This window comes from Marisediminicola sp. LYQ134, assembly GCF_046599635.1.
GTDB lineage: Bacteria > Actinomycetota > Actinomycetes > Actinomycetales > Microbacteriaceae > Marisediminicola.
Genome location: NZ_JBKIWP010000001.1, coordinates 1167232 through 1182505, shown reverse-complemented (window position 1 = coordinate 1182505; position 15274 = coordinate 1167232). Strand labels below are relative to the sequence as shown.

Genomic DNA, 15274 nt, shown 5'->3' with positions numbered 1-15274 from the left:
GCACCGCCCGGAGCCGAACCAGGGATCGGCGATCCCCCGACGACCACTCCCTGAACGCCCCACCCGACACCGCCCACACTCGAGGCATGAACATCACCGGAAACACCATCTTCATCCCCGGCGCCACAAGCGGCATCGGGCTCGCCCTCGTCCTCCGCCTCCACGACCGCGGCAACACCGTGATCGTCGGCGGACGCCGCACCGAACTGCTGCAGCAGATCCGAGCCGACCACCCGGGAGTGCACACCGTCACCATCGACACAGCGGATGCCGCGAGCATCCGCACCGCCGCCGAACGCGTGATCGCCGACCACCCCACCCTCAACGTGCTCGTCACCATGGCCGGCATCATGCGCGTCGAAGACTGGACGACCCCCGCCGGTTTCGTCACGACCGCCGAAGAGACAGTCACGACCAACCTGCTCGGCCCCATCCGACTCATCGGCGCGTTCGTCGAACACCTGCTCGCGCAGCGGGATGCCACCATCATGACGGTCTCGTCGGGACTCGCGTTCGCCCCCCTGCGAGCGACACCGACCTACAACGCGACGAAAGCCGCCATCCACATGCTCAGCGAGTCGATCCGCCTCCAGCTCGCCGATTCGAGCGTCCGCGTCGTCGAACTCGAACCCCCGTCGGTGCGCACCGCCCTCATGCCCGGACAGGAGCAGAGCGACTTCGCGATGCCCCTCGTCGACTTCGTGGACGAAGTGATGACACTCCTCGAGACCCAGCCCGATGCGACCGAGGTCCAGGTCGAGAACGTCAAATTCCTGCGCTACGGCGAAGCGCGCGGCGACTACGACCACGTGGTGGCGACGATCAACCGGCTCGACCCGCACTAGGGCAGCGAAACACTGTCGGGACCCGCGCGCCGCGAAACCGCGCGGGCCCCGCTCTTCCGGTCACGCGCACACGGACGGTACGGTCGCGCGGCCGCACTCGACGGCGGATACACGGTGCTCGAACTGCCCTCGCGGGAAGCCACGCTCGAGTGGGCCGCGAAGCTCGCGGCCGCGTGCCGCGGCGCGCAGGAGGTGCGCGAGTTCATGTACGATCCGCTGTCCTGATCGGGAGGCGCGACACACGCACCCCGAGCACGAGGAACCTAGTCGCTTTCGAGCCCGAACTCGCTGTCGAGCGCCGCGATCTCCGCGACGACGGAGTCCCGTAGGCGCTGCTTCGCGTCTGCCGGGAGCCACGACGCGTGCACCCCTGTGAGGGCCATCGCCCGCAACGGGTCGGCGTCCACTCCGAGGTCGTCGGCGAGGATGCGGTACTCCGAGGCGAGCGTCGTCGGGAACATCCCCGGGTCGTCTGAACACGGCACGACCGTGAGCCCCGCGTCGATCATCGCGGCGATGGATGCCCGGCGCCACGGCCGCCACGACCGCCGCGACGTCGTCGACGCGACCGTGAACACCACTTGCTCGTCGCGCACCCGGTTCACGACATCGGAGTCTTCGAGCACGAAGTAGCCGTGGTCGATACGGTCGCACCCGAGGTCGTCGAGACACGTGATCGTGTTGAGCGCGCTCGGAGCGTGCTCCGACGAGTGGGCGGTGCGCCCGAGGCCCGCCTCGCCCGCGAGACGGTAGGCGTCGATGAACCGTTCCGGTGGGCCCGCCGTCTCGAGGTTGTCGAGCCCGATGCCCGCGACATACTCGTGCGGGTTGTCGACGACCTCCCGCACGCGAGCGAGCGCCTCCTCGCCGGAGCGACTGCGGTCGATCCCTGCGATCATGAGCCCCGTCATGCCGAAGTCCCTCTCGGCGAGACGGATGCCCTCCGCGTAGGCCTCGACGCTCCCGGCGTAGCCGAGCCCCGCGAGGTGCTCGGGAACACCGTCGAAGAAGAGCTCGAGGTGCCGTGTGTTGCTCGAGGTGTGGGCATCCTCGAAGGCCTCGTAGACGATGCGCGTGAGGTCGTCAGCCGACCGCAGCACCTCGACGACCCAGTTGGAGGCCTGGAAGAGAGAGAACGACACCGCGGGTTCGTCGGCCGACCTGCCCTGCGGCACGGGCACGACCGTGTTGCGGTAGAGCGCGGGGTCGGGCGGCAGCGAGTTGATGTCGGCGAAGATGCGTTCGGGGGTGTCGGGGAGTTCGAGCCCCTCGCGCCGGGCGAGCTCACCGAAGGTCGACGGGCGCACGGTGCCGATGAGGTGGCAGTGCAGGTCGACTTTCGGCAGTCGCGTGATCCAGTCGGCGGGGATGGCGCCGCCGGTCGGAGCGGTGGCGGTGCGTGCCCCGCGGGCGGAAGGCGTCGCGGCGGAGGGGATCTCGGTGGTCATGGGTGCTCCGGTGGTGCGGTCGAAAGTCGGACGGTCGGATCGCGGGGGATCGTGACTCGGGAGACGGGTCTCGCTGGGTGGTGACGCGCGAGTGCTGACTCGGGTGGTGACGCGCGGAAGGTGACGCGCAGGCAGTCGCGGGTCCCGGCACGACCTGATCTGCTGTGCCGGGACCGCCGCGCCGCGCCTACTGGGCCGTCACCTCGCGAGCGAAGCGGTCGACCCACTCGGAGCGCGTCGGCACGAGTTCGGTCGGGTCGAGGGTCTCGTAGCCGGCCGCGATCGGGTCGTCTGCGATGTCCCCGACGACCGCGGTGATCGAGTCGGGCACGGTGGCTTCGAGGTTGACGGGCAGGTCGCCGACGATCTCGGCAGACGCGGTCTGCGCCTCGACCGAGAGCAGGTAGTCGATGAACTGGTTCGCCGCCTCGGAGTTCGGTGCTCCCGCGGGGATCATCGCCCGGTTGGTCGCCATGTAGCGCCCCGAGTCGGGTGCGGTCCACGCGATCGGCTCGCCGCCGGCGACGAGGTCGGTCGCGAAACCGCTCAGCGCGTCGGCAGCCAGGATCTCGCCTTGGGTGAGGAGGTTCGTGACCTCGGTCGACGAGCTGTAGAACTGCAGGATGTTGGGTGACCAGCCCGAGAGCGTCTCGAGAGCCGTGTCGATGTCGTAGGGCCCGGCGCCGTAGGTCGCTCCGATCCCGCTCACCATGAGCTGCCCGGCCGTCACCGAGATGTCGGGGAGGGCGACACGACCGGCGTTCGCCGCGTCCCCGTAGATCGCCCAGTCGGCCGCTTCCTCCGCGGTGACGTCGTCGGTCGAGTAGAGCGTTCCGTTGAGCTGGTAGCTGTATGCCGGACCGACGTACTCCTCTTCGGTCGCGAACTCGGCGACCTCGTCGAGTGTCGGTACCGCGTCGGCATCCACGGGCTCGAAGAGGTCGTCTTCTTGCCCGAGGGCGGCGTAATAGTCGCTGATGAGCATGACGTCGATGCCCGGGTCGCCGCCCGCGAGCTGCAGCTGCGACAACCGGTCCGCGTTCGATCCGGTTTCGACCTCGACCTCGATGCCCGTCGCTTCGGTGAACGGGTCGATGATCGCCTCCTGGAACTGCTCGACCCCGAACGGGAAGGTGCTCACGACGAGGGTGTCGCTGTCACGCGCGGTGTCGGAAGAGCAACCCGCGAGCGCGATGCTGCCGATGACGACACCCGAGGCGACGGTGAGAAACCGCCGGGCGGCGGACGGAGACGTGGGACGAGGCATGACTGGTTCCTTTCGGTGGCCGAGCGGCCGAACGGGGAGGTAAGACATCGGGGTGGAACATCGGGGACGGGTGCCGACCGGCGAGGAAGCCGACCGGCGAGGGTGCTAGCCGGCGAGAGAGCTGTCGGTGTCGCGGGGTTCGAGAGTCGAGGAGGTTTCGTCGGGGAGCGACACGAGACGCGTCTCGGGTGCCGAGACGATGACGTCGTCACCGGGGGTGACCGTCGCTCGACCGTCGGCACGCACGTCGGAGACGAGGCGCACGCGTTCTCCGCTCGCGTCGACGACCGTGACCGTCACGAGGAGGTCGACACCGCGGTAGGCGACATCCATCACCGTGCCGTGGAGGGCGAGACCCCCGCTGCGAGTCGCCGCGCTGTCTGCACTCACCTCGAGATGCTCGGGGCGAACGGTGACGAGTCCGCCGTCTGCCGTGGTGAGGAAGTTCTCGTAACCGAGGAAGTCGGCGACGAACCTGTTGGCGGGAGCACCGAACACCTCGGTGGGGGAGCCCTGCTGCATGATTCTGCCTGCGCGCATGAGCACCATGTCGTCGCTCATCTCGAGCGCCTCGTCTTGGTCGTGGGTGACGAGCACGACCGTGAGTCCGGTCTCCGACTGGATGCGCCGGATCTCGGCGCGCATCTGCACGCGCAAGCGGGCATCGAGGTTGGAGAGCGGCTCGTCGAGGAGGAGCAGTTTGGGGCGGATGGCGATCGCTCGAGCGAGGGCGACGCGCTGCTGCTGACCGCCCGAGAGGGTTCGCGGCCGACTGCCGGAGAGGTGACCGAGGCCCACGAGGTCGAGGCTCTCGGCGACCCGCTTCTGGCGCTCGCCTTTCGTCAGGCCCCGCAGTTTGAGTCCGTACCCGACGTTGTCGGCGACAGTCATGTGCGGAAAGAGCGCGTACGACTGGAACACCATGCCGAGTCCGCGTTTCTCGGGCGGAGTGCGGGTCGAGTCGACCCCGTCGATGAGGATGCGACCGCTCGTCGGGGCCGTGTAACCGGCGAGCATACGGAGCGACGTGGTCTTTCCGCATCCGCTCGGGCCGAGCAGTGTCGTGAGCTTTCCGGGGGCGATCGAGAGGTCGATCGAGTCGACGGCCGTGAAGTCTCCGAAGACCTGGCTCACTCTCTCGAATTGCGCTGCGGCGTTCATCGGTTGATTCCTCCGAAGATCTTGGCGAAGCCGACGCTGCGCTCGGCGATGACGGCGACGACGACGGTCGCCGCGAGGATGAGGGTCGAGGTGGCCGCGACCATGGGGTCGTAGCTCTGTTGCACGTAGTCGAGCATCGTCACGGGGAGGGTGCGCGCGTCGCGACTCTGGAGCAGGAGCGAGAGGGGCACGTTGTTGAACGAGGTGACGAAGCCGAGGAGCGCCGCGGAGAACACTCCGGGCCGGAGGATCGGGAGCGTCACGGTGAAGAACGCGCGCAGCGGACTGGCGCCGAGCCCCCGGGCGGCCTCCTCGAGGGCCGGATCGGAGTTGGCGAGGGCGGCGCCGGTGACCCGCACCGCGTAGGGGAGAAGGATGGCCGTGTGCCCGACGAGCAGTACGGCCGCGTTGTCGATGCGGAAGGTGATGACGAGCTGCTGGAAGAGGGCGAGGCCGACGACGAGTTCGGGCACGATGAGGGGGGAGAGGAAGAGCCCCTCGATGAGGCCTTTGCCCGGCAGCTTTCCGCGGTAGATCGCGAGGGTCGCCGGCACACCGAGGAGCAGGGCGATCGCCGTCGACACGACCGCGAGTTGGGCGCTCGTGACGAGGGATTCGAGGAAGGGGCTGTACGAGAGCGCTTCGCCGAACCAGCGGAACGAGAATCCCTGCGGCGGGAAGCGCAGGGTCGAGCTCTCGGAGAATGCGGTCGCGACGACGAAGAGGATCGGCACGATCATGATGATGTAGCCCGCGACGGCGAGCGAGGCGGCGACCGGGCGGCGCGTGTTCACGACACCGCTCCGCGGCGGGCGACGAGCGAGGAGAGGCCCGAGACCAGGAAGACGAGAACGGTCATGATGATGGCGGTGGCCGAGGCGCTCGCCCAGTCGATCGTGACGCTCGAGTAGGAGAAGAGCTGGGTGCTGAGCATCCGCTGCCCCGAACCACCGAGGAGGTAGGGGGTCGTGTATGCCGTGACGGATCCGGCGAACACGAGGGTCGCCGCGACGACGATGCCCGGGAGCGAGAGCGGCACGACGACATCCCAGAAGGTGCGGGTGCGGCCGGCGCCGAGTCCGCGCGCGGCGTCGTCGAGGCCCGCGTCGACCTGCGACACGGCGGAGTAGCAGGAGATGATCGCGAGGGGGAGGAAGAGCTGGGTGAGGCCGAGCACGATCGCGAGCTCCGTGTAGAGGAGTTGCGGTGCCTGCTCGGCGAGACCGAGTCCGACGATGAGTTGCCCGACGGCGCCGTTCGCGCCGAGGATGACGAGCCACCCGAAGGTGCGCACGACGTTGCTCAGGAGGAGGGGGAAGATCGCGAGGGCGAGGAGCACCCCACCCCACCGTGACGTCGAGCGCGCGAGCAGGTAGGCGATCGGAAACCCGAGCACGACGCACACGAGGGTCACGACGAGGCCGATGCCGACGGTGCGCCCGATGATCCTGAGGTCGTAGGGGTCGGTGATCATCGCGCCGAGGCGCTCGAACACGTCGCTCGGGCCGGTGCCGGGTGGTGCGAGCAACATCACGAGCGACGGGATGGCGAAGAACAGCACGAGGAACGCGAGCCCCGGCAGGAGCAGGAGGAGCGGCCTCGATGTCGATCTCATTCCGCTCCTCCGATCCGCCGGTGCCCGCTCGACGGGCACGTGTGTCGACCGGCAATGTAACCGGTTGCATACACCGTAGCCACTTCGGCATTCCTCGGGGGATGCGTGCATGTAAATTCTGCGTTTCGTGCACCCACGATCCCGGGCGCCATTGCTGCATCCGGTTGCACGACCGCCGATAGGGTTAGGCAACGGGAAGGAGTCGTGTGTCGACGCTCGCCGATGTCGCCGCCCTCTCGCGGGTATCGAAAGCGACCGCTTCGCGCGCGCTCAGTCGACCCGAGATGGTGTCTCCCGACACGGTCGCGCGCGTGCTCGACGCCGCAGCGAAGCTCGGGTTCGAACCCAATCGCGCCGCACGCCACCTCGCGCGCGGGCGGAGCGGCATCGTCGCCCTCCTCGTTCCGACGCTCGACAACTCGTTCTTCACCCCCATCATCGGGGGCGCACAGCGACGCGCCGACGACGAGGGCTTGCAACTGACGATCGCCGTGCACTCCCTCGAGACGGTCGGCGAACTCGGCGCCGTCGAGCGACTCGCGCGGCAGGTCGACGGGTTCATCATCGCGGCGCCGCGCGGCGGTGACGACCTCGTGCTCGCCGCGGGCAGCCACAAGCCCACCGTTCTTCTCGATCGCGAACTCGAGGGTCTCACCTCCGTCGTGGCCGACACCGCGTCGGCCTTCGGGGGCCTCGTCGATCGGTTCATCGAGGAGGGGCACCGGAGGATCGCTTACATCGGGGGCCCGGGTGGGTCGTGGCAAGACCGCCAGCGCACCGCGATCGTCACCGAGACGGCTCGGGATCGCGCCGAACTGACGGTTCTCGGACCGTGCCCCTCGACCTTCGCCGCCGGCATCGGTGTCGCCGCCGCGGTGCGCGACTCGGGAGCGACGGCCGTCGTGCCCTACGCGACCGCGATCGGTCTCGGCGTGCAGTACGCCTTGCTCGCCGACCCGACGTTCGACCGAGACATCGTGGTCAGTTCGGAGCGGTCGGTCGTCGACACCCTGGGGCTCGTGGGGGTCCCCGCGGTCGACGTCGACGGCGACGAACTCGGCCGCGCCGCCGCGGAGCTCTTGCTCGAACGCATCCGCGATCCCGACGCCGAACCCACGAGGACGCGCCTGCCCGTTCCCGTGCAGTGGCCGGGCGCGTGACGGGCGCGTGACGCGCGCGTGCTGATGCGCGCGGCGCTCAGAGCAGCAGAACCGGCTTGATCGCCGTGCCCGAGTGCATGTCGGCGAGGGCGAGCCCCATCGACTCGAACGGGTACGTGCGCACGATGCGCTCGAGAGGCAACCGCCCGTCGAGTGCGAGACCCGCGAGCTGCGGAATGGATGTCGCAGGCACCGAGTCGCCCTCGAGAACCCCCGTGACCGTCTTGCCGACGAGCCGCGAGAGCGCGAGGGAGTCCGCGCCTCGACCGGAGGCGACGAGCGCGAGTGTGCCGCCCACGCGAAGCGCTGTGAGGCTCGCGTCGATCACGGAGGGGCGGCCGGACGTGTCGATCGCGGCATCCGCACCGTCGGGAAGGAGCCTCGCGAGCGCGGTCGGCACATCCATTCGACTCGCGTCGATCGTGTCGGTGGCTCCGACGGCGAGCGCGACATCCAGCCGTTCTGGTGCGACGTCGACGGCGATGATGCTCGCGGCCCCGGAGATGCGGGCCGCCATGATCGCCGATTGGCCGACCGCTCCCACACCGGAGACGAGCACTCGGTCGCCGGGCTGAACGCGCGCGACTCGCCACACCGCTCCCGCTCCGGTCTGGATACTGCACCCGAGTGGCGCCGCGAGTTCGTATGGCAGTTCGCCGGGGATGCGGACGACCGCTCGGCTGTCGACGACGGCGTACTCCGAGAACGACGACTGACCGAAGAATGATCCGTGCAGCGCGGAGCCGTCGGCGGCCTGCAGTGTCGCGCGCCCGTGCGGGTCGACCCCGGAGAAATTGCGTGCAATGAGTTCGGCGCACGCGGACGGGTGGCCGCCGGTGCACGCGCGGCAGGCGCCGCAGTGGGCGAACGACAGCGCCACTCTGTCGCCCACGTGGATTCCCGTGACGCCCTCGCCGACCGTTTCGACGTCGCCCGCCCCCTCGTGGCCGAGCACGATCGGCGTCGGCAGATCGCGATGGCCCGCGGCGACGGCGACATCGGTGTGGCAGATCCCGACGGCGCGGATGCGCACGAGCACGCTCCCCGGGCCCGGTTCGGGAACGCGGATGCTCCGCAGCGTGAACGGTGCACCGTGCGCGTCGACGACGGCGGCTCGAGAAGTGATCATGGCGGGCTCCTGTATGACGTCTGGTGTTTCTACCTCATTACATTGTGTGCAATCAGTGTTACGGGCGCGTGAAATAACGGACATTTCGCACCAGATTGCATGCACATCCCCTAGCGTCTCCAGCACGCACCATCGGTTCGCCTCCCCTCCTTGACCCTGCAGAAAGGACGCTCATGCGTTCGAAAACGATCCGCGTCGCCGTATCCGCCCTCGCCGTCGGCACTGTCGGCGTGCTCCTGGCCGGCTGTGGTGCCGGTGACTCCCCGGCCGAGGGCGAGTTCACCGTCACGATGGCCGCACTCCAGCCCGCGCCCTCGTTCGATCCCGCCGTCATCAACAACGGTCCCCTCTACAACTACGCCGCCTCCGCGTACGAGACGCTCGTGTTCCCCGAAGCCGACGGCACCCTCACCCCGGGGATCGCCACGGAGTGGGAGTACATCGACAACACGACGCTCACGATGGACATCCGTGACGACGTCGTCTTCGTCGACGGCACCGGGCTCGACGCCGATCTCGTCGTCGCCAACATCGAGCGCTATCGCACGACCCCCGGGCCGTACCAATCACGCATGAATTCGATCGACACCGTGACCGCGGTCGACGACGACTCGATCGAGTTCATCCTCAACACCCCCGACCTCTCCCTGCCCCAGGCGTTCTCGCTCACCCCGGGCATGATGGTGAGTCAGGCCGCGATCGACGACCCGAGCATCCTGCAGAGCGAGACGGCGGGATCCGGGCCCTGGATGCTCGACGAGTACATCGACGGCAGCGAATACACCTACGTGCGCAACCCCGAGTACTCCGGTCCGCTCGACGTCGAACCCGACGTTCTGCGCTACGTCGTCATCACCGACCTCACCGCTCAACTGAACGCCCTCCTCGCGGGAGACGTCGACATCACCGTCGCCCAGTGGACGCAGCGCGAGACCGCGGAGCAACAGGGCATGGCCGCCGTCGGCGGTGAGAGCAACGTCGGCGGGCTCTGGCTCATGGACAGGGAGGGCGAGGTCGTTCCCGCCCTCGGTGACGTCCGCGTGCGCCAGGCGATCAACCACGCGATCGACCGCGAGTCCCTCGGCGAAGCGCTGTGGAGCACCTTCCAGCGACCGACGGCGCAGGTGTTCGGCACGAGTACGAACGCCTACGACGAATCTCTCGACGACTACTACGAGTACGACCCCGACCGCGCTCGCGAGCTGCTCGCCGAAGCCGGGTACGCCGACGGCTTCGACCTGCCGATCCTCTCCCGCACGACGTTCGGCGACAGTGCGCGACTCGAGGCGACACTCCCGTTCCTGCAGGAGGTCGGCATCAACGCGACCATCGTCGACCGCACCAACGACTACTACGACGCGATGGCGGCGAAGGAGTTCGCGGCAGCGCAGTCACAGCAGAACGGAGTCACCGACGCCTACGTCGGCGCGTCGAACCTGCTCGTCGCGAATTCGCAAGTGAACCCGTTCGGAGTCACCGACCCCGAACTCGACGCGCTCATGGCGGATGCCGCAGCGGAACTCGACGCTGACGCCGCCGCCGAGAAGTGGCAAGCCGTGTCGGCGTGGGTCGTGGAGAACGCGTGGTTCGCACCGATCTCCTACTACCACACGCACAACCTCTACAACCCGGAGACGCTTGCGGGCGTCGAGCTCAGCGCCGGCCAGACCGTCGCCCTGCCGTTCACCTGGGTTCGTCCGTAACAGATCCCTCTCTCCCGCCGGGCCGACGTGATCGGCCCGGCGGGACCCCTCAACCGTCTCTCGCCTCGGGAAGGAGCAGCCATGCTCGGGTATCTCATCCGCCGTCTCGGCATCGCCGTTCTCATGGTCGGTATCGTCGGGTCGCTCGCATTCTTTCTCGTCGCAGCCATGCCCAACGACGTGACGCAGACCATCCTCGGTCCGGATGCGACGGCGCAGCAGCGCGCGGAACTACGCACGACCCTCGGCCTCGATCGACCCGTTCTCGTGCGGTTCGCGGACTTCTGGGGCGGGTTCGTGCAGGGCGACCTCGGGTCGTCACTCGTGACGGGGCGGCCGGTGATCGATCAGGTCATCGAGCGACTGCCCGTGACCCTCACGCTCGCGATGGGCGGAACCCTCGTGTGCGTCGTCATCGGTGTCGTCGTCGGCACGATCGCGGCGACGCGGGGCGGGGCGATCGACAGCGCGATCCGCGGCGTCTCGGGCGCCCTTCTCGCCCTGCCCAACTTCTGGTTCGCCGTCTTGCTCGTCTTCGTCTTCGCCGTGACCCTGCGCGTTCTGCCCGCGAGCGGATGGACGCCGTTCACGTCCGACCCCGCGCGCTGGGCCGTGCAACTGACCCTCCCGCTCGTCGCCATCGCGATCGGGTCGAGCGCCTCGATCACGAGGCAAGCGCGGATCGCGATGCTCGACGTGCTCCACCGCGACTACATCTCGACCCTGCGGGCCGCGGGAATCCCGGAGTGGCGGGTCATCTGGGTACACGCCCTCCGCAACGCGTCGATCCCCGTGCTCACGGTCGTCGGGCTGCAGTTCGTGAGCCTCTTCGGGGGAGCCGTCCTCATCGAGCAGGTCTTCTCCCTGCCCGGGGTGGGCCAATTGGCTCTCACGGCGGTCAACGTCGGCGACGTCCCCCTCATCCTCGGCATCGTCGTGTGCACGTCTGTCGTGATCCTCGCGATGAACCTCGTCGTCGACCTGCTCTACGGAGTCATCAACCCGAAGGCGAGACTCGCATGACCCGCACCACATCACCCGACAGCCCGCTGCGTCGGCTTCTCGCCCGCCCCGCGGCCGTCGCCGCTCTCGCGTTCATCGCGCTCCTGACGGTCGCGACGATCCTTCCCGGAGTCGTCGCCCCTCTCGACCCCATCGCCCAAGATCTCGGAGTCGCTCGTCAGCTGCCGAGCGCCGCCCACTGGCTCGGCACCGACGACTTCGGGCGCGACGTCTTCGCACGCATCGTGCACGGCGCCTCGCAGACCCTCGGAGGAGCGGCGCTCGCGACACTCATCGCGACCGTCATCGGCCTGCCGCTCGGCATGATCGCGGGATACAACCGCGGCGCCGCCGACGCGGTGATCTCGCGCATCGCCGACGTGTTCCAGGCGCTGCCGCTCATCATCCTGCTCATGGCGGTCATCGGCGTCTTCGGCAATGACAACCTCCCGGCGATGATCACGCTCGGCGTGGCCCTGAGCGACGGCTTCATCAGGCTCGCTCGCGCGACGACCCTCGGGGTGCGCGGTGAGCTCTACGTCGATGCCGCGCGCGTCGCCGGGATCGCCGTCGGTCGCATCCTCGTGCGGCACATCCTCCCCAACATCCGCGGGCCCCTCCTCGTGCAGGTGTCCCTCACCATGAGTACCGCCCTCCTCATTCAGGCGGGGCTCGGCTTCCTCGGGCTCGGCACCCCTCCGCCGGCACCGAGCTGGGGCGGACTCATCGCCAACGCCTCCGACCTCATCTACATCGCCCCGTGGTTGCTCGTGCCGCCGGGGGTCGTACTCATCCTGTCGATCCTCTCGTTCAACGTCATCGGCGACGCGCTCGCCGAAGATCGCCCGGGTGCGCGCCGCCGTGCGACGCGCATGCCGTGGTCGAAGCCGCTCCCCGTCGCCGACCAGCCCGTCGCGGTCGACCCCGCCTCGCCCGCCGACGACACCGCCGCCGTGAGCGTGCGCGGACTCGAGGTGTCGTTCGCAGACGCCGCCGGATCGTTCTCGGTCGTGCACGGGGTGAGCTTCGACGTCCGACGCGGTGAATCGCTCGGAATCGTGGGGGAGTCGGGGTGTGGCAAAACGGTGACCGCGAAAGCGCTCCTCGGCCTCATCGCGCCCGGCGGTCGCATCGCGAGCGGCAGCGTCCTCATCGGCGGGGTCGAGACCGTGGGGATGACGCCGAAGCAACTCCAGCGCATCCGCGGGTCGCGCATCGCCCTCATCTCGCAAGAGCCCATGGTGGCGCTCGACCCCACCTTCACCGTCGGGTCGCAATTGCGTGAGGCCGTTCGACACCACACGTCGCTGCGGGGTCGCGCCGTGCAGAATCGCGTGCTCGAACTCCTCGGTCTCGTCGGCATCGCCGACCCCGCTCAAGCGGCCGCGAGCTACACGTTCCAGATCTCGGGGGGCATGGCGCAGCGTGCCGCTATCGCCCTCGCCCTCGCGGGGGAGCCGGATGTGCTCGTCGCCGACGAGCCGACGACCGCGCTCGATGTGACGGTGCAAGCCGAGATCCTCGACCTGTTGCGCGAACTGCGCGACCGACTGGGGATGGCGCTCATCCTCGTGACCCACGACGTCGGGGTCGTCGCAGACGCGTGCGATCGCGCGATCGTGATGTACGCCGGCCAAGTGGTCGAAGCGGCCGCGGTCACCGATCTGCTCACGCGTCCGACGCATCCGTACTCCGTCGGCCTGCTCTCGTCGATGCCCGCCAACGCGACCTCGGGCGTGCCGATGCAGACGATCCCCGGGTCGGTGCCGCCCCCGCGCAGTTGGGCTGCCGGGTGCCGATTCGCCGACCGGTGCGCCCTCGCCGTCGACGAGTGTCGCACCGCCGTCGTTCCGCTCGCGCCCGTCGCGAACGCCGAGTCCCGCTGCATCCGCCCGCAGTCCGTCGCCGAGCTCACGCTCGCGCGCCACGACGAGAGGACCTCCGCATGACCGACCCGATCCTGAGCGTGCGCGGACTGCAGATGCGGTTCCGCCACCCCACGAAGCGCCGCACGTGGGTGCACGCCATCGACGACGTCGACTTCGATGTCGCCGAGGGCGAGATCGTGGGGATCGTGGGTGAATCGGGGTCGGGCAAGTCGACCATCGGGCGCTGCATCCTCGGACTCGAGACCCCGCTCGCCGGCGAGATGGTGTTCGGCGGCACCGACCTCGCGAAACACCAGATGCGACGCAACCGGCTCGACATCGCCCGACGACTGCAAGTGGTCTTCCAAGACCCCTACAGCTCACTCAACCCGTTCCGCACGATCGGCGAGATCCTCATCGAGCCCGTGCAAGCCACCCGGAGAGTGCCGACGGATGTCGCGCTCGAGCGAGCGCGCGACATGCTCGAACAGGTCGGCCTGCCTCGCGAGGCGGTCGACCGCTACGCAACCCAGTTCTCGGGCGGTCAGAGACAGCGCATCGGAATCGCGCGGGCTCTCATGATGGACCCACGACTCGTCATCTGCGACGAATCGGTGAGCGCCCTCGACCTCTCGACCCAGGCTCAAGTGCTCAACCTGCTGCAGTCGCTCGCTCGTGATCGCGGTCTCGCCTACATCTTCATCGCCCACGATCTCGACGTCGTGCGCTACCTCGCCGACCGGACGGTCGTGCTCTACCGCGGCCGTGTCATGGAGCAGGGCGACTCGGCGGCCGTGCACGCCGACCCTCTGCACCCCTACACGGCGGCCCTCCTCGCCGCCGTGCCCGTGACCGATCCCACCGAGCAGAGCGAACGGCGCGCGCTTCGAGCGACCGCACGTCGTGCCGCGGAGGCGACAGCGTCGGCGGCGGTCACGACGGGGCCGGCCACGGGCCACGCGGGGTGCCCGTTCGCGGCGCGCTGCGCCTTCGCCGAACCGGTCTGCACGACCACGCGCCCCGTCGACAGCGAGGTGGGGGAGCGCGCGGTCGCCTGCCACATGTATGCCGCGGCCAGCGGCCACACCCGCGCGGGGTTGGGCATGCCCAGCCTCGCGCCCCAGAAAGGACGCGCACTGTGACCACCCGACCGATCGCGACGACACTCGTCTCGCTCGAGACCGCCGACGGGTGGACGCTCGACGCCCTGCACTACCGCGACCCTCGACTCGACTCCGTTCCGCCGTCCGACCGGGTGGCGGTCGTGCACTTGCACGGCAAGGGCGGCAACATGACGAGCGGGATGTCCCGGTATCTTCCCGAACTGCTGCCCGGCGTCGAACATCTGAGCGTCAACATGCGCTGCCACGATCTGGCGACCTACTCGGGCCGCGGTGACGTTCCCGCGGGCGGGGGCATGTTCGAGTCACTCCGCGACGGCCACCACGACGTCCACGCCGCCGTGCGCTATCTCCGCGACGCGGGCATCGGAACCGTCGTGCTCGCGGGGTTCTCGTCGGGCGGCTGGTACGTCGGCGACTATTCGGCACGCCACCACGATGTCGACGCCCGTTTTCTGCTGTCGCCCCTCACCGACAACAAGACGCGACTCGCCTGGTGGTTTCCCGACGGAGACGGCATCGCCGAGCGCACCGAGCTCGCCGAAGCCCTCGTCGCCGCGGGCCGGCCCCACGAGCTCATCCCCGTGCCGAGCGACTACTGGGCCATCAGCGCCGACGCGTGGTTGCAGCGCGTCGGTGAGGAGGACGGCACCTGGCTCACCGCCCTGCGCGCCGACGACACCCCGGTGCTGCTCGTGTGGGGCACGGAGGAGTCGCGCGCGGAGCTGTGGCGCGAGCTCTACGACTCCTTTCCGGGCGCTCGCTCCCGCGCGGCGGTCGAGGGAGCGGAACACGACTTCGTCGGCTTCGAAACCGAGGTCGCGGGCCTCGTGAGCGAGTGGCTGTGGGATGTCTGCGCCGTCGACGCCGGCGCCCCGGGCACTGCGCGCACCGCACTGCACTTCGGCTGAGCCCACCCCACGACCACCCCCACCCCCACCCTGAGGAGATAACG

General features: G+C 69.1%; 13 protein-coding genes. 7 read left to right on the top strand and 6 right to left on the bottom strand.

The features are described 5' to 3' along the window. The first annotated feature begins 86 nt into the window (after nucleotides 1–86). The gene (locus ACLHIH_RS05660; RefSeq protein ID WP_411315721.1) at nucleotides 87–845 is read left to right on the top strand and encodes an SDR family oxidoreductase; all 759 of its coding nucleotides are present in this window, start codon (nucleotides 87–89) and stop codon (nucleotides 843–845) included. A gap of 263 nt (nucleotides 846–1108) precedes the next feature. On the opposite strand, the gene ACLHIH_RS05655 is transcribed toward ACLHIH_RS05660, so the two are convergent. The 5 genes from ACLHIH_RS05655 to ACLHIH_RS05635 all read right to left on the bottom strand — a co-directional run bounded on the left by ACLHIH_RS05655 (nucleotide 1109) and on the right by ACLHIH_RS05635 (nucleotide 6336). Next, the gene (locus ACLHIH_RS05655) at nucleotides 1109–2293 is read right to left on the bottom strand and encodes an adenosine deaminase family protein (RefSeq protein ID WP_411315720.1); all 1185 of its coding nucleotides are present in this window, start codon (nucleotides 2291–2293) and stop codon (nucleotides 1109–1111) included. A gap of 187 nt (nucleotides 2294–2480) precedes the next feature. Continuing rightward, on the bottom strand, nucleotides 2481–3560 hold the full coding sequence (locus tag ACLHIH_RS05650) for an extracellular solute-binding protein (protein WP_411315719.1): 1080 nt from the start codon (nucleotides 3558–3560) through the stop codon (nucleotides 2481–2483). A 105-nt stretch (nucleotides 3561–3665) separates the two neighbouring features. Then, the gene (locus tag ACLHIH_RS05645) at nucleotides 3666–4721 is read right to left on the bottom strand and encodes an ABC transporter ATP-binding protein (protein WP_411315718.1); all 1056 of its coding nucleotides are present in this window, start codon (nucleotides 4719–4721) and stop codon (nucleotides 3666–3668) included. Further along, nucleotides 4718–5515: an ABC transporter permease gene (locus ACLHIH_RS05640; RefSeq protein WP_411315717.1), complete on the bottom strand. Its 798-nt coding sequence runs from the start codon at nucleotides 5513–5515 to the stop codon at nucleotides 4718–4720. Before ACLHIH_RS05640 ends, ACLHIH_RS05645 begins: the two co-directional genes overlap by 4 nt. Then, entirely contained in the window at nucleotides 5512–6336 is an 825-nt protein-coding gene (locus ACLHIH_RS05635; RefSeq protein WP_411315716.1) for an ABC transporter permease, read from the bottom strand. The genes ACLHIH_RS05640 and ACLHIH_RS05635 overlap by 4 nt, the downstream gene beginning before the upstream one ends. 206 nt (nucleotides 6337–6542) lie before the next feature. On the opposite strand from ACLHIH_RS05635, the gene ACLHIH_RS05630 reads away from it, so the two are divergent. Continuing rightward, nucleotides 6543–7496: a LacI family DNA-binding transcriptional regulator gene (locus ACLHIH_RS05630; protein WP_411315715.1), complete on the top strand. Its 954-nt coding sequence runs from the start codon at nucleotides 6543–6545 to the stop codon at nucleotides 7494–7496. A 37-nt stretch (nucleotides 7497–7533) separates the two neighbouring features. Here the strand turns inward: ACLHIH_RS05630 and ACLHIH_RS05625 are convergent, their stop codons facing one another. After that, a complete protein-coding gene (locus ACLHIH_RS05625) occupies nucleotides 7534–8625 on the bottom strand; it encodes an NAD(P)-dependent alcohol dehydrogenase (protein WP_411315714.1) in 1092 nt (363 codons plus the stop codon). Between the two features lie 173 nt (nucleotides 8626–8798). Between ACLHIH_RS05625 and ACLHIH_RS05620 the strand changes: the two genes are divergently transcribed. From ACLHIH_RS05620 to ACLHIH_RS05600, 5 genes are all read left to right on the top strand, one after another. After that, nucleotides 8799–10328, top strand: coding sequence for an ABC transporter substrate-binding protein (locus tag ACLHIH_RS05620; RefSeq protein ID WP_411315713.1), 1530 nt, complete (start codon nucleotides 8799–8801; stop codon nucleotides 10326–10328). A gap of 81 nt (nucleotides 10329–10409) precedes the next feature. After that, the gene (locus tag ACLHIH_RS05615; protein ID WP_411315712.1) at nucleotides 10410–11351 is read left to right on the top strand and encodes an ABC transporter permease; all 942 of its coding nucleotides are present in this window, start codon (nucleotides 10410–10412) and stop codon (nucleotides 11349–11351) included. Further along, nucleotides 11348–13279: a dipeptide/oligopeptide/nickel ABC transporter permease/ATP-binding protein gene (locus ACLHIH_RS05610; protein ID WP_411315711.1), complete on the top strand. Its 1932-nt coding sequence runs from the start codon at nucleotides 11348–11350 to the stop codon at nucleotides 13277–13279. The genes ACLHIH_RS05615 and ACLHIH_RS05610 overlap by 4 nt, the downstream gene beginning before the upstream one ends. Further along, nucleotides 13276–14340, top strand: a complete 1065-nt coding sequence (locus ACLHIH_RS05605) for an oligopeptide/dipeptide ABC transporter ATP-binding protein (protein ID WP_411315710.1) — start codon at nucleotides 13276–13278, stop codon at nucleotides 14338–14340. Before ACLHIH_RS05610 ends, ACLHIH_RS05605 begins: the two co-directional genes overlap by 4 nt. Beyond that, the gene (locus tag ACLHIH_RS05600) at nucleotides 14337–15230 is read left to right on the top strand and encodes an alpha/beta hydrolase (protein ID WP_411315709.1); all 894 of its coding nucleotides are present in this window, start codon (nucleotides 14337–14339) and stop codon (nucleotides 15228–15230) included. The genes ACLHIH_RS05605 and ACLHIH_RS05600 overlap by 4 nt, the downstream gene beginning before the upstream one ends. The last annotated feature ends 44 nt before the right edge of the window (nucleotides 15231–15274 follow it).

Bases quoted from the DNA above. Each gene is read 5' to 3' on its own strand.
- ACLHIH_RS05645 (WP_411315718.1), bottom strand. From the start codon at position 4,721: ATGAACGCCGCAGCGCAATTCGAGAGAGTGAGCCAGGTCTTCGGAGAC.
- ACLHIH_RS05620 (WP_411315713.1), top strand. From the start codon at position 8,799: ATGCGTTCGAAAACGATCCGCGTCGCCGTATCCGCCCTCGCCGTCGGC.
- ACLHIH_RS05610 (WP_411315711.1), top strand. From the start codon at position 11,348: ATGACCCGCACCACATCACCCGACAGCCCGCTGCGTCGGCTTCTCGCC.
- ACLHIH_RS05635 (WP_411315716.1), bottom strand. From the start codon at position 6,336: ATGAGATCGACATCGAGGCCGCTCCTCCTGCTCCTGCCGGGGCTCGCG.
- ACLHIH_RS05615 (WP_411315712.1), top strand. From the start codon at position 10,410: ATGCTCGGGTATCTCATCCGCCGTCTCGGCATCGCCGTTCTCATGGTC.
- ACLHIH_RS05655 (WP_411315720.1), bottom strand. From the start codon at position 2,293: ATGACCACCGAGATCCCCTCCGCCGCGACGCCTTCCGCCCGCGGGGCA.
- ACLHIH_RS05625 (WP_411315714.1), bottom strand. From the start codon at position 8,625: ATGATCACTTCTCGAGCCGCCGTCGTCGACGCGCACGGTGCACCGTTC.
- ACLHIH_RS05660 (WP_411315721.1), top strand. From the start codon at position 87: ATGAACATCACCGGAAACACCATCTTCATCCCCGGCGCCACAAGCGGC.
- ACLHIH_RS05605 (WP_411315710.1), top strand. From the start codon at position 13,276: ATGACCGACCCGATCCTGAGCGTGCGCGGACTGCAGATGCGGTTCCGC.
- ACLHIH_RS05650 (WP_411315719.1), bottom strand. From the start codon at position 3,560: ATGCCTCGTCCCACGTCTCCGTCCGCCGCCCGGCGGTTTCTCACCGTC.